This is a genomic window from Streptomyces virginiae (genome assembly GCF_000720455.1).
In the GTDB taxonomy this organism is placed as follows: Bacteria; Actinomycetota; Actinomycetes; order Streptomycetales; family Streptomycetaceae; genus Streptomyces; species Streptomyces virginiae.
The window spans coordinates 67414-87245 of record NZ_JOAK01000018.1 but is presented as its reverse complement, the minus strand read 5'-3'; the positions used below and the strand labels follow the sequence as shown (position 1 = coordinate 87245).

At 72.2% G+C, this 19832-nt stretch carries 22 protein-coding genes; 8 read left to right on the top strand and 14 right to left on the bottom strand.

The window, feature by feature from the left end:
• Window positions 1-24: 24 nt before the first annotated feature.
• Together IG86_RS0125125 and IG86_RS0125120 are read left to right on the top strand one after the other, a co-directional pair.
• On the top strand, window positions 25-2121 hold the full coding sequence (locus IG86_RS0125125; RefSeq protein ID WP_030899856.1) for an MDR family MFS transporter: 2097 nt from the start codon (window positions 25-27) through the stop codon (window positions 2119-2121).
• Between the two features lie 107 nt (window positions 2122-2228).
• Window positions 2229-2894, top strand: a complete 666-nt coding sequence (locus IG86_RS0125120; RefSeq protein WP_030899853.1) for a GOLPH3/VPS74 family protein — start codon at window positions 2229-2231, stop codon at window positions 2892-2894.
• A gap of 4 nt (window positions 2895-2898) precedes the next feature.
• Here IG86_RS0125120 and IG86_RS0125115 read toward each other — a convergent pair whose 3' ends face one another.
• The 3 genes from IG86_RS0125115 to IG86_RS0125105 form a co-directional block, all read right to left on the bottom strand.
• Window positions 2899-3324, bottom strand: coding sequence for a hypothetical protein (locus tag IG86_RS0125115; RefSeq protein ID WP_030899850.1), 426 nt, complete (start codon window positions 3322-3324; stop codon window positions 2899-2901).
• A gap of 154 nt (window positions 3325-3478) precedes the next feature.
• Window positions 3479-3985: an NUDIX domain-containing protein gene (locus tag IG86_RS0125110; RefSeq protein ID WP_030899846.1), complete on the bottom strand. Its 507-nt coding sequence runs from the start codon at window positions 3983-3985 to the stop codon at window positions 3479-3481.
• Entirely contained in the window at window positions 3982-4599 is a 618-nt protein-coding gene (locus tag IG86_RS0125105) for a helix-turn-helix domain-containing protein (protein ID WP_030899844.1), read from the bottom strand. Before IG86_RS0125105 ends, IG86_RS0125110 begins: the two co-directional genes overlap by 4 nt.
• Window positions 4600-4663: 64 nt before the next feature.
• Between IG86_RS0125105 and IG86_RS0125100 the strand changes: the two genes are divergently transcribed.
• Window positions 4664-5674 (top strand): NAD(P)/FAD-dependent oxidoreductase, encoded by a 1011-nt coding sequence (locus IG86_RS0125100; RefSeq protein WP_030899841.1) that lies wholly within the window; start codon window positions 4664-4666, stop codon window positions 5672-5674.
• 112 nt (window positions 5675-5786) lie between these two features.
• A complete protein-coding gene (locus IG86_RS45110; RefSeq protein WP_030899838.1) occupies window positions 5787-7199 on the top strand; it encodes an NAD(P)-binding protein in 1413 nt (470 codons plus the stop codon).
• An 88-nt stretch (window positions 7200-7287) separates the two neighbouring features.
• Here the strand turns inward: IG86_RS45110 and IG86_RS0125090 are convergent, their stop codons facing one another.
• Complete coding sequence (locus tag IG86_RS0125090) at window positions 7288-8361, bottom strand: ATP-dependent DNA ligase (protein WP_030899836.1); 1074 nt, start codon at window positions 8359-8361, stop codon at window positions 7288-7290.
• 75 nt (window positions 8362-8436) lie between these two features.
• On the opposite strand from IG86_RS0125090, the gene ligD reads away from it, so the two are divergent.
• Both ligD and IG86_RS0125080 read left to right on the top strand, forming a co-directional pair.
• Window positions 8437-9456, top strand: coding sequence for a non-homologous end-joining DNA ligase (ligD, locus tag IG86_RS0125085; protein ID WP_030899833.1), 1020 nt, complete (start codon window positions 8437-8439; stop codon window positions 9454-9456).
• 142 nt (window positions 9457-9598) lie between these two features.
• Window positions 9599-9850 (top strand): WhiB family transcriptional regulator, encoded by a 252-nt coding sequence (locus IG86_RS0125080; RefSeq protein WP_030649504.1) that lies wholly within the window; start codon window positions 9599-9601, stop codon window positions 9848-9850.
• 1 nt (window position 9851) lies between these two features.
• On the opposite strand, the gene IG86_RS0125075 is transcribed toward IG86_RS0125080, so the two are convergent.
• The 9 genes from IG86_RS0125075 to ssgD all read right to left on the bottom strand — a co-directional run bounded on the left by IG86_RS0125075 (window position 9852) and on the right by ssgD (window position 17329).
• Window positions 9852-10433, bottom strand: a complete 582-nt coding sequence (locus IG86_RS0125075) for a hypothetical protein (RefSeq protein ID WP_030899830.1) — start codon at window positions 10431-10433, stop codon at window positions 9852-9854.
• The gene (locus tag IG86_RS0125070) at window positions 10430-11050 is read right to left on the bottom strand and encodes a hypothetical protein (RefSeq protein ID WP_030899829.1); all 621 of its coding nucleotides are present in this window, start codon (window positions 11048-11050) and stop codon (window positions 10430-10432) included. The genes IG86_RS0125075 and IG86_RS0125070 overlap by 4 nt, the downstream gene beginning before the upstream one ends.
• Complete coding sequence (locus IG86_RS0125065; protein ID WP_030899826.1) at window positions 11047-12180, bottom strand: hypothetical protein; 1134 nt, start codon at window positions 12178-12180, stop codon at window positions 11047-11049. The genes IG86_RS0125070 and IG86_RS0125065 overlap by 4 nt, the downstream gene beginning before the upstream one ends.
• On the bottom strand, window positions 12173-12475 hold the full coding sequence (locus IG86_RS42410; protein WP_037695436.1) for a hypothetical protein: 303 nt from the start codon (window positions 12473-12475) through the stop codon (window positions 12173-12175). The genes IG86_RS0125065 and IG86_RS42410 overlap by 8 nt, the downstream gene beginning before the upstream one ends.
• A gap of 77 nt (window positions 12476-12552) precedes the next feature.
• Window positions 12553-13524 carry an acyl-ACP desaturase gene (locus tag IG86_RS0125055; RefSeq protein WP_030825697.1) on the bottom strand — a complete coding sequence of 324 codons (972 nt, stop codon included), beginning with the start codon at window positions 13522-13524 and terminating at the stop codon, window positions 12553-12555.
• A 166-nt stretch (window positions 13525-13690) separates the two neighbouring features.
• The gene (locus IG86_RS45395; protein ID WP_324618451.1) at window positions 13691-13993 is read right to left on the bottom strand and encodes a hypothetical protein; all 303 of its coding nucleotides are present in this window, start codon (window positions 13991-13993) and stop codon (window positions 13691-13693) included.
• A 25-nt stretch (window positions 13994-14018) separates the two neighbouring features.
• A complete protein-coding gene (locus IG86_RS0125045; protein ID WP_030899823.1) occupies window positions 14019-14870 on the bottom strand; it encodes a helix-turn-helix domain-containing protein in 852 nt (283 codons plus the stop codon).
• A gap of 133 nt (window positions 14871-15003) precedes the next feature.
• Window positions 15004-16644 carry an ABC-F family ATP-binding cassette domain-containing protein gene (locus IG86_RS0125040; RefSeq protein ID WP_030825706.1) on the bottom strand — a complete coding sequence of 547 codons (1641 nt, stop codon included), beginning with the start codon at window positions 16642-16644 and terminating at the stop codon, window positions 15004-15006.
• A gap of 268 nt (window positions 16645-16912) precedes the next feature.
• Window positions 16913-17329: a spore wall synthesis regulator SsgD gene (gene ssgD, locus IG86_RS0125035; protein ID WP_030825709.1), complete on the bottom strand. Its 417-nt coding sequence runs from the start codon at window positions 17327-17329 to the stop codon at window positions 16913-16915.
• Between the two features lie 329 nt (window positions 17330-17658).
• Here ssgD and IG86_RS0125030 point away from each other — a divergent pair, with 329 nt between their 5' ends.
• Window positions 17659-18741 carry a WD40/YVTN/BNR-like repeat-containing protein gene (locus tag IG86_RS0125030; RefSeq protein ID WP_338116755.1) on the top strand — a complete coding sequence of 361 codons (1083 nt, stop codon included), beginning with the start codon at window positions 17659-17661 and terminating at the stop codon, window positions 18739-18741.
• Between the two features lie 77 nt (window positions 18742-18818).
• Here IG86_RS0125030 and IG86_RS0125025 read toward each other — a convergent pair whose 3' ends face one another.
• Window positions 18819-19118: a YciI family protein gene (locus IG86_RS0125025; RefSeq protein WP_030825714.1), complete on the bottom strand. Its 300-nt coding sequence runs from the start codon at window positions 19116-19118 to the stop codon at window positions 18819-18821.
• Between the two features lie 25 nt (window positions 19119-19143).
• On the opposite strand from IG86_RS0125025, the gene IG86_RS0125020 reads away from it, so the two are divergent.
• Window positions 19144-19821 carry an endonuclease V gene (locus tag IG86_RS0125020; protein ID WP_030899816.1) on the top strand — a complete coding sequence of 226 codons (678 nt, stop codon included), beginning with the start codon at window positions 19144-19146 and terminating at the stop codon, window positions 19819-19821.
• Window positions 19822-19832 lie beyond the last annotated feature (11 nt).

Here is a 19832-nt window from a genome sequence, read left to right as displayed (position 1 = left end):
GTCCCTCCGACGGCCCAGCGCCGCATGCGGCGCGGCGGGCCGCCTGTGAGAGTGCGAGATGTGACCACTGCCCCCGCCGCAGCCGCCGCGCCCCCCGTGCTCGACCGGCGGCGGCGCAACGTCGTCTTCGGCACGATCATGCTGGGCGTGCTGCTGGCGGCGCTCGACCAGACGATCGTCGGGACCGCCCTGCCCACGATCGTGGGGGACCTGGGCGGCGGCGACCACATGTCGTGGGTGGTGACGTCCTACCTGCTCGCGGAGACCGTGGCGACGGTCCTGGTCGGCAAGTTCGGTGACCTCTTCGGCCGGAAACTGATCTTCCAGATCTCCGCCATCGTCTTCATCAGCGGCTCCTTCCTGTGCGGCCTGTCCGGCAACATGACCTTCCTGATCGTGTGGCGCGGCGTCCAGGGCGTCGGAGCCGGCGGCCTGATGGTCACCGCGATGGCCCTGATCGCCGACGTCGTGCCCCTGCGCGAACGCGGCAAGTACCAGGGCATGATCGGCGCCGTCTTCGGCGTCGCCACCGTCATCGGGCCGCTGCTCGGCGGCTTCTTCACCGACCAGCTGACCTGGCGGTGGTGCTTCTACGTCAACGTCCCGATCGCCATCCTGGTGGTCGTGGCGGCCGCCAAGACGATCCCGGCGGTACGGGCCTCGGGCAAGCCGGTCATCGACTACCTGGGCATCGCCCTGGTGGCGATCGGCTCCAGCGCCCTGATCCTGGCCACCAGCTGGGGCGGCAACGAGTACGCCTGGACCTCGCCCGTGATCATCGGCCTGTTCGCGGGCGGGGCGGTCGCGCTGGCGCTGTTCTGCCTGGCCGAGACGCGTGCCGTCGAGCCGATGATCCCGATGCGGCTCTTCCGCAACCCGGTCTTCGCCGTGTGCTCCGTGCTGAGCTTCGTCGTCGGGTTCGCGATGCTCGGCGCGCTGACGTTCCTTCCGACCTACCTGCAGTACGTCGACGGGGACTCGGCCACGATCTCGGGCGTCCGGACCCTGCCCATGGTCTTCGGCCTGTTGATCGCCTCCGTCTTCAGCGGCAACGTCGTCAGCCGGACCGGCCAGTACCGGATCTTCCCGATCGTCGGCAACGCGGTCATGGGCATCGGCCTGTACCTGCTGTCGCGGATGGAGCCGGGTACCAACAGCCTGCTGGAATCGCTGTACATGTTCGTGCTCGGCACCGGCATCGGCCTGTCCATGCAGGTGCTGACGATCGCCGTGCAGAACACCGTCGACTACGCCGACCTCGGCACCGCCACCTCCGGGGTCACCTTCTTCCGTACGCTCGGCAGCGCCTTCGGGACGGCGGTCTTCGGAACGATCTACGCCAACCAGCTGGGACCCGCCCTGGAGGCGGCGGTCGCCGACGCGGCGAGAGCGACCGGGCAGGACCCGGCGCAGCTGGCCGGGGCCGCCTCGACCCCGCAGGGGGTGCACGAGCTCGATCCGGCCGCCGCGACACCGGTCATCGAGGCGTACGCGGGGGCCCTGCAGACCGTGTTCCTGTGGACCGTGCCGGTGGCGGTGTTCGGCTTCGTCGTGGCGCTCTTCCTCAAGCAGGTCAAGCTGCGCGACAGCGCCCGGGCGGGATCCACCGACATGGGCGACGGCTTCGGCTCGCCGGCCACGGCCTCGGGGGACTCGGCCAAGCTGCTGGAGCTGGCGGTCGGCAAGCTCGTACGGAACATGGGGGCGGACACGGCGCGGGCGATCGTCGAATCCTCCGACACCCGGCTGGACATCGCGGGCGCGTGGACGGTGATGCAGGTGGAACTGATGACCAGGACGATCGGTTCCTGCACCATCGGCCTGGTCGCCGGGCGGCGTTCGCTCCCGCCGGAGGTACTGCTCCCGGTGTTCGACCGGATGGTGGAGGAGGGCTTCCTCACCCGGGAGGGCGCCTTCTTCAGCCTCACGACCGCCGGGCAGCGGGAGGCCGACGTCATCTCGGCGGCGTGGGCCCAATGGCTCGGCGACCAGCTGGAGAAGGACCGGGGCCGGCCGCGCAGCGCCGAACTGCGGGTCGCGGCGGACGCGATCGCCAAGCGGCTGCTGGCCGAGGACCTGGGCGACGGGAACTTCGCACCGAAGGTGGTCGTACGGCACTAGGGCGTGTCTTTCGGACGCCTTGTCGATCATGCTGGCAGGTGGGGAACTCGGGGCGGCCTCACGTCGTCCTTCCCTTCGAGAAGCACGAGGACCTGGGGGCGACGCACATGGGGAACACGATCACGCTGGCCGAGGAGGTCATGCTCCTGTCCCTGGACGACGGGTCCGGGGTGGTGAGGCAGCGCCAGTCGGTGGCACCGGCTCTGGCGGGCGCGATCCTGCTCGAACTGGTCCTGGCGGAACGGGTGTCGATCTCGGGGAAGCACCTGCAGCTCAGGAGCACCGAGCCGACCGGGGAGCCGCTGCTCGACGGGCGGCTCCGGCTGATCGAGACCTGGCTGCGCGGCCTCGGCCGGCGCCGGGTGACGGACTGGCTGACGAAGGACTACATGAAGGCGACCGGCCCCGTGCTGGAACGCCTCGGCGAGCGCGGGCTGGTGGCGGAGCAGGTGCGCAAGGTGCTGGGGGTGTTCCCCCAGCGGCGCTACCCCGAGGTCGACGGCACGGTCGAGCGCGCACTGCGGGAGCGGCTGACCGCGGCCGTCATCGGGTGCGCCCCGCCCGACGACCGCACGGCGGGCCTCATCGCCCTGCTCCACGGAGCGAAACTGCACCGCCTGGCCTTCCCGGGCCACAACCCCGCCGCGGTGAAGCCGAGGATGGCGGAGATAGCCGGCGGCCAGTGGGCGGCCGACGGCGTCCAGGCGGCCATCCGCGACATGCAGGCCGCCATGGTGGTGATGATGGCGGCCACGGTCGTCGCGGTCAGCTGAGCCGCTACTCCGACTCCGGATGCATCTGGACCCACCGGCCGCCGACGGACTTCATCTCCACCCCGTAGTAAGGCTGGGGCGCGGTGGGGCGGCGGGCCGCGCCGGCGCCGGGCCGGGGAGCGGCCTTCGCCTTGGTCGTGGCCGCCGGCTTGGGTTTCGGCTTGGCCTTCGGCTGGGGCGATCTGGGCTGGGGCCGGGCGGCGGCCTTCTTCCTGGCGTCGCGCGCCCGCAACTCCTCGATCCGCTTGAGGAGTTCGGCGCGGCTCATCGGCTTCTGCTTCTGCTTCGGCTTCTGCTGCTTGGCGAGGGCAGTGGCGGCAGGGGCAGCGCCGGGGGACGGGGCGACGCGTGGCCGGCCGACGGCCGACGGCCCGCAGGCGCGGTGCGCCGACCGTCCTCCCTTGAGGGTGATGAGCTTCTTCCTGGCCACCGGATTTCCGCAGACGGCACACCGGTTGGGTATGGCAGCGCCCGGCACGGTTCCCCCCGATCTCAGCATCTCGTCGAGGCGGAACGATAGCCGCCGCAGGGGCGCTTCGGGGGCGAACCGTGGCCGCGGGCATGAGGGAGCCGCCCGGGAGGGCTCAGGCGCTCGAAGTCCGGCCCGTCGTCGGGTAGTCGTACGAGGGGACGGGCGGGAGTTCCGTGAGGTCCGGGCGCCAGGCGCGGAGCACCGCCGCGGAGGGGGCGTACAGCGCCGACGGGATCTCGGCGGGCGCGAACCACTCCCAGCGGGCGATCTTGTGGGGTTCGGTGACGGAGAGCACGCCCTCCGCCGTGGTGGTGACCGCGGCCGCCGTCAGCCGGGTCAGGGTGGACTTCGCCTCGATCTGGACGGACAGGACGCGCACGCCCCCGGGGGCCACCCGCAGGTCCGTTTCCTCGGCGAGTTCACGGGCGGCGGCCTCCTCGAAGCCCTCTCCCGGGTCGACCTTCCCGCCGGGCAGTTCCCAACGGCCGTCGTGCGCCTGGCCGAGCAGCACGCGGCCGTCGTGGCCGACGACGACGAGGCCGACGCCGACGACGGCGTTCGGCTGCGGAACGGCCCGTTCGGGACGCTCGCGCTCGGGGTGCTCGGGGGTGGTGGTCATGGACGTCCTTCCGGAGGAGTGGCGGGACGGGCGCGGACGTGGATCCGCTCGCCCTGGGGGCCGAAGAGGCTGAGGAACTCCGCAGGCTGCGGACCGGCGTTGCAGAAGGCGTGCGGCGTACGCGTGTCGAACTCGGCGGCCTCTCCGGGTTCGAGCACCAGGTCGTGTTCCCCGAGCAGCAGCCGGACGCGCCCGGACAGCACGTACAGCCACTCGTACCCTTCGTGGACCTTCAGTTCGGGTACGGGCGGGGCGCCCTCGACGGGCGGGAGGATCTGCTTGAAGGCGTGCACCCCGCCGAAGTTGCGGGTCAGCGGTACGTAGGTGTGGCCGTGCCGGACGAAGGGGCGCGGGCGGATCCGGGGGTCACCCGTCTCCGGCGCGCCGACCAGCTCGTCCAGTGCGACCCGGTGCGCCTTGGCCAGCGGCAGCAGCAGCTCCAGCGTCGGTTTGCGCTGTCCGGACTCCAGCCGGGAGAGCGTGGAGAGGGAGATCCCGGTGGTTTCGCTGAGCTGGGCCAGCGTGGTGCCGCGCTGCCGGCGCAGGGCCCGCAGCCGCGGGCCGACGGCGGTGAGCACGTCGGTGAGTTCCTCGTCCTGCTTCTCGGGGGCCATGGCTCCATTTGCCGCTTCGGCAAGAACATTTGTCAAGTGAGGCATTCGGGCGGACCCTCGCACCATGGACAACGCAAGGGACGCAAGGGATGCAAAGGGCGAATCGTTCGACGTGGTCGTCGTCGGTGGCGGCGCGGCCGGACTGGCCGGGGCGCTCACCCTGGTCCGGGCCCGCCGTTCGGTACTGGTGATCGACTCCGGCAGCCCGCGCAACGCCCCGGCCGCGCACATGCACGGCTACCTGGGCCTGGACGGCGGGAGTCCGGCCACGCTGCTCGCCACGGGGCGTGCGGAGGTGGAGGGCTACGGAGGCCGGATCCGGCCCGGCACGGCCGTCGCCGCGGACCGGCTGCCCGACGGGGGCTTCCTGGTCCGCTGCGGGGACGGCTCGACCGTGCGGGCGGGGCGGCTGCTGGTCGCCACCGGCCTGGTGGACGAGCTGCCGGCGGTGCCGGGGCTCGGGGCCCGCTGGGGGCGGGACGTGCTGCACTGCCCGTACTGCCACGGCTGGGAGGTCCGGGACCAGCCGGTCGCGGTGCTGGCCGACGGGCCGCTCGCCGTGCACCAGGCGCAGATGTGGCGGCACTGGAGCGACCGGACCACGCTGCTGGCGCACACCTGGCCGCTGGGGGAGGACGAGCGGGAGCTGCTCGCGGCCCTCGGGATCCGGGTCGTCGAGGGCGAGGTGACCGGCCTGGCCGTCGAGGACGACCGGCTGACCGGGGTCACCCTGGCCGGCGGGGCGGGGGTGGAGTGCCGGGCGCTGGTGGTGGCCCCGCGGTTCACGGCCCGTTCGGGGGTCCTGACCAGCCTGGGCCTGCCGACCATCGACATGACGCGGGACGGGCACGTGATCGGCCGTAGCGTCGAATCCGACCCGGCCACCGGCGCCACCACGCTCCGCGGGGTCTGGCTGGCGGGCAACGTGACCGCGCCGCTGGAGAAGGTCGCGGGGGCGGCCGCCCAGGGCGCGCAGGCTGCCGCCGCCATCAACGCCGACCTGATCGAGGCTGAGTCCAGGCGGGCGCTGGCGGCCCACCGCACGGGCGCGGCCGCCGGTGCGCTCCACGGCTGACCGGACGGACGGCGGTGGGGCGGACATGTGTGCGGGTTTCGGCCCCTCTCCATACGCGCAGGCTCTGAGCGGTGTGATCGTCGTACGGTCCAACGGTTCGGGGGGACGCTCCATGGCACATGTGCTGGTCATCGGCGGAGGGATCGGCGGCCTCGCCACCGCCCTGCTCGCGGCGCGGCGCGGACACACGGCGGAGCTCTTCGAGCGCGACACGCGCGCCCCCGGCAGCGCGCTCGACCGCGACTTCTTCGGCTGGCGGCGGCCGACCGTACCGCAGGCCGTCCAGCCGCACGCGCTGCTGGGAGCCGCCCGCAACGTCCTGCGGGACGAGCTGCCCGACGTCTACGGGGAGATGCTCCGGCTCGGCGCCCGCGAGCGGCACGAGCTGGACTGGTTCGAGGTACGGCCGCCCGAGCTGCCCGGCGACGAGGACCTCGTCATGCTGCAGGCGCGGCGCATCGTGCTGGAGAGCGCGCTGGCCACGGCACTGCGCGCGGAGCCCGCAGCGGTCCTCCGCCACGGGGAGCCGGTCTCGGGACTCACCACCGCGCCGCAGTCCGGGGACGACCCCGGCGCCGCTGCCGGTATCCGGGTGACGGGAGTGACCACCGAGGCGGGCAGCTACGAGGGGGACCTCGTCGTGGACGCGGGCGGCCGCCGCGGCGGCATCGAGCGCAGGCTCGGCGCGGCGGGGTGCCGGCCGCCCGTCGTGGAACGGCACCGCACGGGGCTCGCGTACTTCTGCCGCTGGTACCGGCTGCCCGCGGGCATGGACGAGGGGCCGCGACGGCCGTGGGCGGTGACCGGCGGCGCTTTCGCCGGGTGCGCCGTCTTCCCCGCCGACAACCGGGTCTTCGCCGTGACGCTCTTCGTGCACACCGCGGACACCACGCGGTCGGCGCTGCGCGACCCCGCGGTCTTCGAACGGGCCGCACGTTCCTTCCCGCCCGGTGAGGCCTGGCTGGCGCTCGGCGCCGAGCCCCTGTCGGGCGTACTGGCCACGGCGAGCCTGGACAACCGCTGGAGCGCGCTCGTGGACGAGCGGGGACCGGTGGTGACCGGGCTGGTGCCGGTCGGCGACTCGATCACGCACACCAACCCGACCCTGGGGCAGGGCACCTCGCTCACCCTGTGGGCGGCGCGCAGGGTGGCCCGTACGGCGCACATGGAGCCCGGGTCCGAGCGGTTCGCCGTGGCGCACCACGAGTGGGCGGTGCGGACCCTGAAGCCTTGGTTCGACTTCCAGGTGGTCGCCGACGCGGCCATCGGCGAGCGCTTCGCGACGCGGGCGGGGCGTACCGGGACGGCGCGCGAAGTGGCCGCGCTGTTCGACTGCGCGCTGGAGGACCCCGACGTGATGCGGGCCCGGGCGCGGGTCAGGCACCTGGCCGAGCCTCCGGAGCGGGCGTACGCGGACCCGGAGATCCGGGCCCGGGTGGCGCGCTGGCTGGCGGCGCGGCCGGAGTACGAACCGAACGAGGTGGGACCGGACCGGGAGGAGTGGGAGAAGCTGACGGCGGGCTGACGCGCCGGCCCCCGGACCCGGCGGCCCCCGGACCCGGCGGCCCCGGACCCGGCGGCCCCGGACCCGGCGGCCCCGGCGCCGTCCCGCCTCAGCCGGCAGGGGCCGGGCCCAGCACCTCGGCGAGGTCGTAGCCCACGACCTCCTCCAACTGGGAGTAGGTGCAGCTCTCGGGGGCCCGGTCGGGCCGCCAGCGCCGGAACTGGGCGGTGTGCCGGAAGCGGTCCCCCTCCATGTGGTCGTAGGCGACCTCGATGACGCGCTCCGGGCGCAGCGGTACCCAGGAGAGGTCCTTCTTGCCGGTCCAGCGGCTCTGTGCGCCGGGAAGACGGGCGCTCTCGTGCGCCGACTCCTCGGCCCAGGCCGCCCACGGGTGCCCCGTCGGGTCGGGCATCCGCAGGGGTTGGAGCTCGTCCACCAGCTCGGCCCGGCGTTTCATGGGGAAAGCGGCGCAGACGCCCACGTGCTGGAGGGTGCCCTGCGCGTCGTGGAGGCCGAGCAGGAGCGATCCGACAATCGGACCGCTCTTGTGGAAACGGAAACCGGCGACGATGACGTCGGCGGTACGTTCGTGCTTGATCTTGTACATGAGGCGCGCATCGGGCCGGTAGGGGAGATCGAGCGGTTTGGCGATCACCCCGTCGAGCCCGGCGCCCTCGAACCGCTCGAACCACTCCTGCGCGAGCGCGGGGTCGGTGGTTGCGGGCGCGACATGAACGGGGGGCCGAGCGGTGGACAGGGACGCGACCAGGGCGGTACGGCGGTCGGTGAGCGGGGTTTCGAGGAGCGCCTCGTCGTCGAGGGCGAGCAGGTCGAAGGCGACGAAGCTGGCGGGGGTGGTCTCGGCCAGAAGGGCGACACGGGACTGCGCGGGATGGATCCGCTCGGTCAGCCGGTCGAAGTCCAGACGCCCCCCATGGACGATCACGATCTCGCCGTCCACGACGCACCGGCCGGGCAGATTCGCCTTCAGGGCCTCCACCAGCTCGGGAAAGTACCTGGTCAAGGACTTACCCGTGCGGCTGCCGATCTCGACCTCGTCGCCATCGCGATGCACGACCGCCCGGAAGCCGTCCCACTTGGCCTCGTACTGCATGCCGGGCGGGATCTTCGCCACTGACTTGGCGAGCATCGGCTTGACCGGCGGCATCACTGGCAGATCCATGCCTCCGATTCTGCGGTGGTGCGTCCGGACCCGCCCGGTATGCGCCCGCGGTCCGGCCCGCCTACCGTGGCGCACATGGGTGCTGCTGGCAATGCGATCGAGCTGGAGGCGGCCGGGCGGACGGTACGCCTGTCCAGCCCGGACAAGGTCTACTTCCCGGAGCGGGGCCTCACCAAGCGGCACGTCGCCGAGTACTACCTGGCGGTCGCCGACGGGATCGTCCGTGCCCTCCGCGACCGGCCGACGACCCTGGAGCGCTATCCCGACGGGGTGGAGGGCGAGTCCTTCTTCCAGAAACGGGCTCCGAAGAACCTCCCCGACTGGATCCCGACCGCCCACATCGCCTTCCCGAGCGGCCGCACGGCCGACGAGATCTGCCCGACCGAGCCGGCCGCCGTCCTGTGGGCGGCCAACCTGGGATGCCTCACCTTCCACCCCTGGCCGGTCCGCCGCGAGGACACCGACCGGCCCGACGAGCTGCGCATCGACCTGGACCCGCAGCCCGGCACCGACTACCACCACGCGGTGGCCGCCGCCCATCAACTGCGCGCCCTGCTGGAGGAACTGGGACTGCGCGGCTGGCCCAAGACCTCCGGCGGCCGGGGACTGCACGTCTTCGTCCCGATCGAGCCGCGCTGGACCTTCACCGAGGTCCGCCGCTGCGCCATCGCCCTCGGCCGGGAACTGGAGCGCCGCATGCCGGGCAAGGTCACGACGGCCTGGTGGAAGGAGGAGCGCGGCGAGCGGATCTTCGTCGACTACAACCAGACGGCGCGCGACCGCACGATCGCCTCCGCCTACTCGGTCCGCCCGCGCCCGCACGCCCCGGTCTCAGCGCCCCTGCGCTGGGACGAGGTGGACGACGCCGAGCCGCGGGACTTCGACATCGTGACGATGCCGGCCCGCTTCGCGGAACTGGGCGACGTGCACGCGGACATGGACGACCACGCCTTCACCCTGGACTCCGTACTGGAACTCGCGGACCGCCTGGAACACGAACACGGCCTGGGCGACATGCCCTACCCCCCGGACTACCCGAAGATGCCGGGCGAACCCAAGCGCGTCCAGCCCAGCCGGGCCAAGCACGAGGACTGAACCCCGGGCCGCCCCGGGCCCGTCCACGAGTCGACGGCGAGCAGCTTGTCAGTGGGGGATGCGATGCTCTCGGGGCGGCGGCGTACGCCGTGTTGATCAGGCGTATAGCGGACGTCCATCCGCGCTGAGCAGTATCTGCGGCATGTCTATCAACACCTCTACCGCAGCCACCGACACCGCCGCCTGGTACGAACTCGCCCTGTGCGCCCAGACCGGCCCGGGCTTCTTCTTCCCGGAGCCGGGCTCCTCATTGCGTGATGCGAAGCGGCTGTGCGGGGCGTGCGAGGGGCGGGCGGCGTGCCTGGAGTACGCCCTGGCCAATGACGAGCGCTTCGGGGTCTGGGGCGGCCTCTCGGAGTCGGAGCGTCTCGCGCTGCGCCCCGGCCGCCGCTGATTCAGGTCCGCGTGGCCTTCCCACTGGCACGGACCAGCCCCACCCGCCGCGCGAGGTCGAACCCCTCGCCACCGCACTCCTCGCGCCGCGGCGTATGGGGTACGACCCGCACGGGGTAATGCCCCCCGACGGGCGACACGACCCCACCGAATCGAGGATCCCCCGCGAACCAGATCCTGTCCGGGTGGTCGTTCTCCAACTGCGCGAGCGCGATGGGGAACGGGAGAATCCGCAGCGTGGCAGTGAAGTCCTCCCGGAAGGGAATCGCGATGGTCGCGGGGCTCCCGGGCGGCCGGCGAGGGTACTGGCACGGCCACTCGCACCAGGGGTAGGCCCGTAGTACGGCTCTGACGCGCTGGCGCCGGAAGAAGGCGATGATCACCCAGGGCAGGTAGGGCGCGACGGCCAAGATAGTCAGGGCAGAGACCATCCCCGCGTGGGGGACGAGGTCGATGCAGGCTAAGGCGACCAATGGTGGGGCGCCGAGGCTGATCACCCACCCAAGGCGGCGGATGACCAATCGCCTGTAGCCGACTTCCGTGGGCGGGTGGTCCCAGGCCACCTTGGTGAGTGCGAGGCTCACAGCAGCACCTCCAGAATCCGCGAGGTACCGGCTGCCTTCGGCGCGTTTGCCTCGGGGTCGGAAAAGAGGATCGTGTGTGCGACTGCCTCCAGGATGTCCGTGTACGCGTCGGCGTGCTGGGTGGAGGCGCTAGTCAGATCGAGGACGAGCAGGTGGAGTCCATCCGGAGGAACGGTCGCGACTCTGGCCTGAAACAGACGATGTTCGACGTCCGGCACGGAAAGAGTGCCCGCAACCAGGCAACAGGGGAGACCCGACGCGAGATCGATGAACCGACGGACAGAACTGGTCCAGTGTGGCGAGCGTGCGATGCCCAACCCTGCTCGCGCCACGGTGAGCCGAGGATTGGGCTGTTCGGCTGGCTGCACGGTCAGTGAGAACAACGAGGTTGCAACGCCTACCGGTTCTTCCGGGTGAAGGCCGATCGCGGTGTGAACGACATGGTGGTCGGCGAGTTCTTCAAGGCCATCGATGAGCTGGGACAGTTCCCGCTGGGTGTCGGGGCTGCCCAGGGCCTCGGCGAATGCGTCCAGTGCCGACCTGTCTTCGGGGCCGATGTCATGGAAGCCCGGGGGCAGACGGAACCAGACCGGCGGGGTTGAGATCTCAAGGGTCATGGCCTCAACACCGACCAGGCGCGACCGGACCTCTTGATGGCCGAGGGGGCATCGTCGAGGACTCCTCGGGTGCCGTCCACCGCTGTGGAGCCGTGTTCCAGGTCCTCGTTGTCAGGGCCATAGTCGCACCCCGCGGTTACCGCTCCTGTAGTGGCCACGAGCACCCCCACACGGTCGCGGGTCTCCTGGGTCGATGACCGCATTGCCCATCCCGTGAGCGGGCTCTCGATCTGACGTAGGTCGTCCGATGTGGACCAGGCCGCCTGTCGGAAGGCAGTGGTTCCCGGGGCGAGTCCCGTCAGCGCGCTGGCTTCAGGGGCGGCCGCCGTTGCCGCGCGGGCGGCCGCCGTGCCGGCCTTGGCGCCGGAGGCGATCGCGGCCACGCCGGGGACGGAGCCGGCGGTGTCTCCCAGGAGGGTGACGCTGCTCTTCCAGAAGTCCGCGTCGAACTGGCCCTTGGTGAAGCCGTCCGTCAGGGACTTGCGGAACTTCGCGTCCGAGACGTGCATGGCCAGGGCGGCCAGGGATAAGCCGCTGCCCACCAGCATGATCGCCAGGCCCGCCGGTGGGAAGAACAGGGCTACGCCGGCGCCGATCGCGCCCAGGATCGCCGAGGCGTTGGAGAGGGCGTCGGCCGGGTCTTCGGTGATCTTGTGCCAGATCGAGGACAGGAGGCCCGGTTCCTTGGGGGCCAGCTTGTCCGTCGCCGCGTTCAGCGTGGCCGCCACGCGGCGGGCCGCCGCCGCGTGTTCCGCGGCCAGTTCGCGGGCCAGGCGGCGGACGTCGGTGAGGGCCTCCGGCGTCTTCGCCGCCGCGGCCTGCGCCTCGTACCGGGCGGCCAGCTCGCGGTGGGCGACCAGCGTGTCGTGCCACCCCGTGAGCCGGCGGGCGGCCTCCGCCAGGGAGGTGTGGGCCGAGGCCAGGTAGCGGGGGAGGTCCCGGGAGAGGGAGGCGCGGAAGGCGGTCGCCGCCTCGCCCTGCCAGGACGAACTGTGGGAGACGAGGTCCGTCACCACCCGCGAGGCCTCGCCGAGGGACTTCGCCGACGCGCCGAGCTTCCCGGTCAGTGCCAGGACCGCGGCGGGGTTCCCGGGGGCCGGGTCGAAGCCCAGCGCCGCGTGCTCAGCCATGGGTGGCCGCCGCCCGGAGGAAGGCCGCGCGGACGGCCTCCTCCAGCTCCGCGTACTGCGCGGCGCTGCGGTCCACGCCCTCCCGTACGGTCTTGACCCGTTCGGTCAGCTCCCGCGTGCCGTAGGCCCACCGTTCCTGGAAGCCGTCGCACGCCGCATCGAGATCCGCCGTGCCCAGCTGGTCGGGCCGTACGTGGGCCAGTGCCCGCCGGGCCTCCCGCAGGGAGCTCAGCGAGGAGTCCAGGGCCCGGGTCAAGCGGGTCAGCTGGTCGATGTCCACCTGCAGTGACGTCATGACGCGAAACCCTGGCAGAGCAGTGCTCCACCAGGGCAATCGGCGTCACTCGCCCGAGCGGGCGGAATCCGGTCAGGTCAGCCCTTGCGGGCCGCCAGGCGGGCCGCGCGGGCGGCCAGGCGCTCGTCGAACTTCTTGGCCTCCGAGTCCAGGCCGTTCATGAACAGTCCCAGCTCGTCCTGGGCCTTCTGCCCCTCCGGTCCGAGGTCGGCGATGTCCATGACCTTGAGGAAGCGCAGCACCGGGGCCAGCACGTCGTCGTGGTGGATCCGCAGGTTGTAGACCCCGCCGATGGCCATCTGCGCGGCCATGCGCTCGAAGCCGGGCATGCCGTGTCCGGGCATCCGGAAGTTGACGACGACGTCCCGCACCGCCTGCATGGTCAGGTCGGGGGCGATCTCGAAGGCCGCGCCCAGCAGGTTGCGGTAGAAGATCATGTGCAGGTTCTCGTCCGCCGCGATGCGCGCCAGCATGCGGTCGCAGACCGGGTCACCGGACTGGTGGCCGGTGTTGCGGTGCGAGATGCGCGTGGCGAGCTCCTGGAAGGCCACGTACGCCACCGAGTGCAGCATCGAGTGGCGGTTGTCGGACTCGAAGCCCTCCGACATGTGCTGCATCCGGAACGCTTCCAGCTTGTCCGGGTCCACGGCGCGCGAGGCCAGGAGGTAGTCGCGCATCACGATGCCGTGGCGGCCCTCCTCGGCCGTCCAGCGGTGCACCCAGGTGCCCCAGGCGCCGTTGCGGCCGAAGAGCGTGGCGATCTCGTGGTGGTAGCTGGGGAGGTTGTCCTCGGTCAGCAGGTTCACGACCAGCGCGATCTTGCCGATGTCGGTGACCTTGGACTGCTCCGGGTCCCAGGCTTCGCCGTCCTCGAAGAAGCCCGGGAAGTTCCGGCCGTCGCTCCACGGGACGTACTCGTGGGGCATCCAGTCCTTGGTGACCTTCAGGTGGCGGTTGAGCTCCTTCTCGACCACTTCTTCCAGCGCGTACAGCAGCTTGGCGTCGGTCCACGCCTCCGAGCTGCCGAGGTGGGGAGAGGTGATCGTCACGGGTACTCCTGGGTGCAAAGCGAATTACCTACGGTTCCGTAGCCTACGGAGTCGTAGGTTAAGCGCGACATCAAGGCCAGCCAAGCCCCGGGTGTACCTATGTCCGGTTACGTCCAGTTATTTACGCAGTTTGGGGGGGCTCAGACGGGGCAGCGAAAGGGCAAAATCACGCCAGCAGGTGGTCCGCCTCTCCCGCCTTGACGGCCGCGACGAGCGCGCGGAGGGCGTCGACGGAGTCGGTCACGAACGCGGCGGACCCGGTCGTTCCGATGTACGCCCGCCCGGCGGTGTCGCGGCCGAAGCGGAAGCAGTTCGCGCCCTCGCTGCAGAAGGGCACCGACCAGACGATGTCCGACCAGGCGACGGCCGGCCCGGTGACGCCCGGCCGGAAGGCGCCCGTGCCGTCCGGCGCCGCGGTGGCCGGAGCGGCCTCACAGGTGGCCTCGAAGGCGGCCTCGGGGGTGCTCATGTCGTTCTCCGGTCTGCGCGAGGGGTCACAGGTCCCGCACGACGGTGCGGATGAAATCGCGGGAGGCGGCCTCCGGCAGCGCCAGGGCGCGCAGCCGCTCCAGCAGCCCCCGGTAGCGCGTGAGCGTCGGGCCCGAGTCGATCAGCGCCGAGCCGTGCGAGCTGTCCAGCTGCACGGTGTCCAGCCGGCTCAGCGCCGCCGCGGCGTACGTGAAGGACTGCCCGGACCCCGGGAAGCCGCCGGCGCTGAACGGGATGACCAGGATCGTCGTACGCTCCCGCTCCGACTGTGCCAGTACGTGCTCCAGCTGCTCCCGGACCACCCCCGGCCCGCCGAAGCGCATCCGTAGCGCCGCCTCGTGCACCACCGCCTCGTACAGCGGCGGCCGCTCCCGCGCGAACACCTGGCGGCGGGCCATCCGCAGCGCGAGCCGGTCCTGCAGCTCGGGCTCCGCCAGCGGCGGGTCGGCGACGCCGAAGACGGCCCGCGCGTGCGCCTCGGTCTGGAGCAGCCCCGGTATGTGCGTGGTCACCGCGGTGTGCAGCCCGACCGAGTGGTGCTCCAGTTCGCAGATGTCGAGCAGCCCGGGCGGCAGGGCCCCCCGGTGCTGCTCCCACCACCCCTTGTCCCGCTCCCGCGCCATCGCCGCGAGCAGGTCCACGAGCTCGGGGTCCGCGCAGCCGTAGTGGCCGGCGAGGGTGCGGACGCGCTCCGCGCTGACGCCGATCCGGCCCGATTCGATGTTCGGGATCCTGGTGCGGTCGACGCCCAGCAGGCCCGCGGCGTGCCGGACCGACGTGCCCGACTCCTCGCGGAGTCGGCGCAGCTCGGAACCGAGGCGCCGCTGCCTGGCGGTCGGTGTGCTCCTGGGCGGCACGGTTCCCCTCTCCCGCTGCACCGCGTTTCGCTACGGTGTGTAGCGCAAGTCTCACACGGGGCGACCGTCGCGCCCCGTATGACTCACCCTGGCGCGGGGAGGGAACCCGCAAGCGCCGTGCCCCGTCAGGCGGTTATCCGTGCCACAGCGCCTCCCGGACCTCTTCGGCCGTGGTCGGCCGGAGCTCGCCGTCCAGCAGCAGCCAGCGCGTGACGCCGATCGACTCCAGGAACGGCACGTCGTGGCTGGCCACCACGAGCGCGCCCTGGTAGGACTCCAGGGCGTCCGTCAACTGCCGCACGCTCGACAGGTCGAGATTGTTCGTCGGCTCGTCCAGCATGAGGAGCTGCGGGGCGGGCTCCGCCAGCAGCAGCGCCGCCAGCGCCGCCCGGAACCGTTCGCCGCCCGACAGGGTGCCGGCCGGCCGGTCCGCCCGCCCGCCCCGGAAGAGGAAGTGGGCGAGGCGGGCCCGGATCATGTTGTTCGTGGCCTGCGGGGCGAACCGCGCCACGTTCTCCACGACCGAGCTGTCCTCGTCCAGTACGTCCAGCCGCTGCGGCAGGAACCGCGTGGCCACATGGGTCACCGCGGTCCCCGACTCGGGTGCGAGCTGCCCCGCGATCGTGCGCAGCAGGGTGGTCTTCCCCGAGCCGTTGCGGCCCACCAGGGCGATCCGCTCCGGGCCCCGCAGTTCCCACTCGCCCGGTACGGCGGCCCCGTGGGGCAGGCGCAGATCGCTGAGGGTCAGGACGCGCCGCCCGGGCGGGACCAGGGTGGCGGGCAGCTGGATGCGGATCTCGGCGTCGTCGCGGACCGCCTCCACCGCCTGGTCCAGCCGCTCCTTCGCCTGGGCCAGCTTCTCGGTGTGCATGATCCTGTGCTTGCCGGCCGATTCCTGCGCCGCACGCTTGCGTGCGCCCATCACGATCTTCGGCTCGCGCTTGTTCTCGAACATCTTCTGGCCGTACCGCTTGCGACGCGCCAATTTGACCTGGGCGTCGGCCAGTTCGCGCTTCTGTCGCTGCACGTCGGCCTCCGCCACCCGGACCATCCGCTCGGCCGCCTCCTGTTCGGCGGCGAGCATGTCCTCGTAGTCGCTGAAGTTCCCTCCGTACCAGCGGACTTCGCCGTCGCGCAGATCGGCGATCTGGTCGACCCGTTCCAGCAGCTCCCGGTCGTGGCTGACCAGGAGCATCACCCCGGACCAGGACTCGACGGCCGCGTAGAGGCGGCCCCGGGCGCGCAGGTCGAGGTTGTTGGTGGGTTCGTCCAGCAGCAGGACGTCGGGCCGGGCCAGCAACAGCGCGGCCAGGCGCAGCAGGACGGACTCGCCGCCCGAGAGCTCACCCACGGTGCGGTCCAGGCCGATCCGGGCGAGACCGAGCTGGTCGAGCGTGGCCAGGGCCCGCTCCTCCACGTCCCAGTCGTCGCCCACCGCGGCGAAGTTCGCCTCGGTGGCCTCGCCCGCCTCGATGGCGTGGAGGGCGGCGCGGGCGGTGCGGATGCCGAGTGCCTCGTCCACGCGCAGCGCGGTGTCGAGGGTGACGGTCTGGGGGAGGTAGCCGACCGAGCCGGCGACGGACGACTGGCCCTCGGACGGCTTCAGTTCGCCGGCGATCAGCTTCAACAGGGTGGACTTGCCACTCCCGTTGAGTCCGATCAGGCCGGTGCGGCCGGGGCCGACGGCCAGCTGGAACCCGTCGAACACGGGAGTGCCGTCGGGCCAGTCGAAGGACAGGGCGGAGCAGGTGATGAAAGCAGGGGCGTGACTCATGGAGGCCTCCAGGTTGCGTGAGTGGTGCGTGCAACGCGGGGAGACAGCCGACGCTCGGATCAGCGACCGTGACGGTGATGCGGGATCACGGTGGTGTTGACGGTCGCGGTGGTCGCGGGGGTCGCGGGTTTCGCGACGGTCGCGGTGGTCGCGGTGGTCGGTGTCTCGGACCTCAGAAGAGCAACGTCCTGCTCCGTTCGACGGCAATGGGGCGTCTACGAAGCTACGGGCGGCCCCGGCCGCCCGCAAACGATTTACGGCGGGGGTGTCAGCAGGTGTCGCGCATGAGCTCGGCGAGGCTGTGGTCCATGTCGAGGTAGAGGTGCTCCAGGCCGGGCGGGACCACGGTCGCGGCCCGCTCCAGGAACCGGTGCAGCTCGGCCGTCAGCATCAGCACGATCGCGACCCCCTCCACCGCGTGGAACTCGATCGTGGTCCGGTCCCCGTCGTACGGCCGTACGCGCACGTCACCGCAGCCGGACGGGCGGTCCAGGCCGGACTCCAGCAGTTCGCGGGAGAAGGTCCACGAGACCTCGACGCCTTCCAGCGTGGCCGGGGCGGGGAAGGCCATGCGCACGGCGAAGGGATCCGCCCGGTCGTAGCAGAGGGTGACGGGAACGCTCTCGACCTTCGGCGCGGTGGCGACCAGACGGGCCTGCGCGGCCTGCTCGATGACAGTGATCAAGGCTCACTCCCTTGCGGCGGATCTGCTGCCGGACTGTGGGGTGGGGCCCGGCAACCCGATAGACGCCGGAATCGGCAAATCCGTGCATGGGCGTTTGAGTGAGCTGTGTCACCGACTGGCCGGAACCAGCCTGTGCGATCGCACAGAGTGACCGGCGGGCGGAAGTGCCCGAAGGCGGGCCGGTGTGCCGCGCGGGGACGGGAGGCGCCGCAGAAGGGCCGGTTGTCGCTCACTCCACCGGCGCAACGTGCGGTCGGACGCCCTCTGGACGGCGGATCCGGGGTGCGTTAGCTTCCGGCGCCATGAGGCTTCTGGATGTTGGAATTGGCATGTCCGTGGCAATCCTGGCGGTCGGGGTGCTCGCCGGACCCGCACACGCCGCCCCGGGCCCCGGCACCGAGCCGGGGCCCGGCCAGGGACAGGACGTGACGACCGCCGAGTGGGCCCTCAAGGAGACCGGGAAGACCGCCCGCTTCCGGGGACTCTCCGCCGTCAGCCGGAGCACGGCCTGGGTCGCCGGCTCCAAGGGCACCGTGCTGCGCACCCTCGACGGCGGCCGCAGCTGGCAGGACGTCTCCCCGCCCGGCGCGGTCGCGGAGGAACTGGAACTGCGTGACATCGAGGCGTTCGACGCGCGCCGCGCGGTGGCCCTGTCCATCGGCGAGGGCGAGGCCTCCAGGGTGCTGCGCACCGAGGACGGCGGCGCCACCTGGACCGAGACCTTCCGCAACCCCGACCCGCGGGCCTTCTACGACTGCCTCACGTTCTTCGACGCCCGGCACGGGCTGGCCATGAGCGACCCGGTGGACGGGAAGTTCCGCATCCTGTCCACGGACGACGGCGGCCGCCACTGGCGGGTGCTGCCCAGCGGGGGCATGCCCGACGCACTACCGGGCGAGGCGGGCTTCGCGGCGAGCGGCCAGTGCCTGGTCAGCGCCGGCCCGCGCGACGTATGGCTGGCCACGGGGGGCGGGGCGAGCGCGCGGGTCCTGCACTCCGCGGACCGCGGCCGCACCTGGCGGGTGGCCGAATCCACCCTGCCGGCGGGCGACCCGGCCCGAGGGGTCTTCGCCCTCGCCTTCCGGGACCGTACGAGGGGCCTCGCCGTGGGCGGCGACTACCGGCCCGGGCAGGCCTCCCCGCAGGCCGCCGCGGTGTCCTCGGACGGAGGACGCACCTGGCGCCGGGCGACGACACCGCCGCCGGCCTACCGGTCCGGCGCGGCCTGGTACCCGTACAGCGGGGGGACGGCCCTCGCGGTCGGGCCCACGGGCACGGACGTGACCACGGACGGCGGCCGCAGCTGGCGGCCGCTGGACGCCGGTTCCTTCGACACGGTCGACTGCGCCGCCGACACGGGATGCTGGGCGGCGGGGGAGAAGGGCCGGGTGGCACGGCTGGAACGCCACTGACCGGCGGCCCCGCGCGGACCGCGGACGCCCCGGCGGACACCCCCTGGGGTGCCCGCCGGATCAGGGCCGGACACCCCCTAGACGACCGGGTTCTCCCGTACCGTCGCCAGGTCCGCCGACGTCTTCGTCGCGATGAACTCGGTGATGCGGTATTCGCAGACGCCCGCGACCGCGAAGGGGTCCTCGGCCGCGATGCTCTCGATCTCGGCCCGGGACACCCCTCGCGCCAGGATGAGGCCCCCTTCGCGCGGGACCTTGCGTCCCGACGCGAGGAAGACGCCGGAGGCGTAATGGCCGTCGAGCCAGGCGATGTGGGCGTCCATCTCGTCCTCGACGGCTTCGAGCGGCGCGGTGTAGGTGAGCTCCATGACGAACATGATCGCCAGGCTACTCTCGCTCGTCATGACGAGTGTGAAGACCCCCGCCGACGAGGCCGAGGCCCGGGCGATACAGGACGAGCTGCGCCACCGCGTCGTGCTCACCGAGTCCGGACCCCCGCCCGGCCACGGGCTCGTGACGGGAGTGGACGTCGCCTACGACGACACCCGCGACCTGGTCGCCGCCGCGGCCGTGGTCCTCGACGCCGCCACCCTGGAGGTCGTCCAGGAGGCCACCGCCGTCGGGCACGTCAGCTTCCCCTACGTGCCCGGGCTGCTCGCCTTCCGCGAGCTGCCGACCGTACTGGCCGCCCTCGACGCCCTGACCGTCGAGCCGGGCCTCGTGGTCTGCGACGGCTACGGCCTGGCCCACCCCCGCGGCTTCGGCCTCGCCTGCCACCTCGGAGTGGTCACCGGGCTCCCGTCCATCGGCGTCGCGAAGAACCCGTTCACCTTCACCCACGAGGAGCCGGGCACCCGGCGGGGCGACGTCGCCGCGCTGCTCGCCGCCGACGGGACCGAGGTCGGACGGGCCCTGCGGACGCAGGACGGGACCAAGCCGGTGTACGTCTCCGTCGGGCACAAGGTGTCGCTCGACAACGCCTGCGCGCACGTCCTGGCCCTGAGCCCCCGCTTCCGGATCCCGGAGACCACCCGCCGCGCCGACTCCCTGTGCCGCAGGGCGCTGCGCGAGGCCTCCTGAGCCGGGCGGTC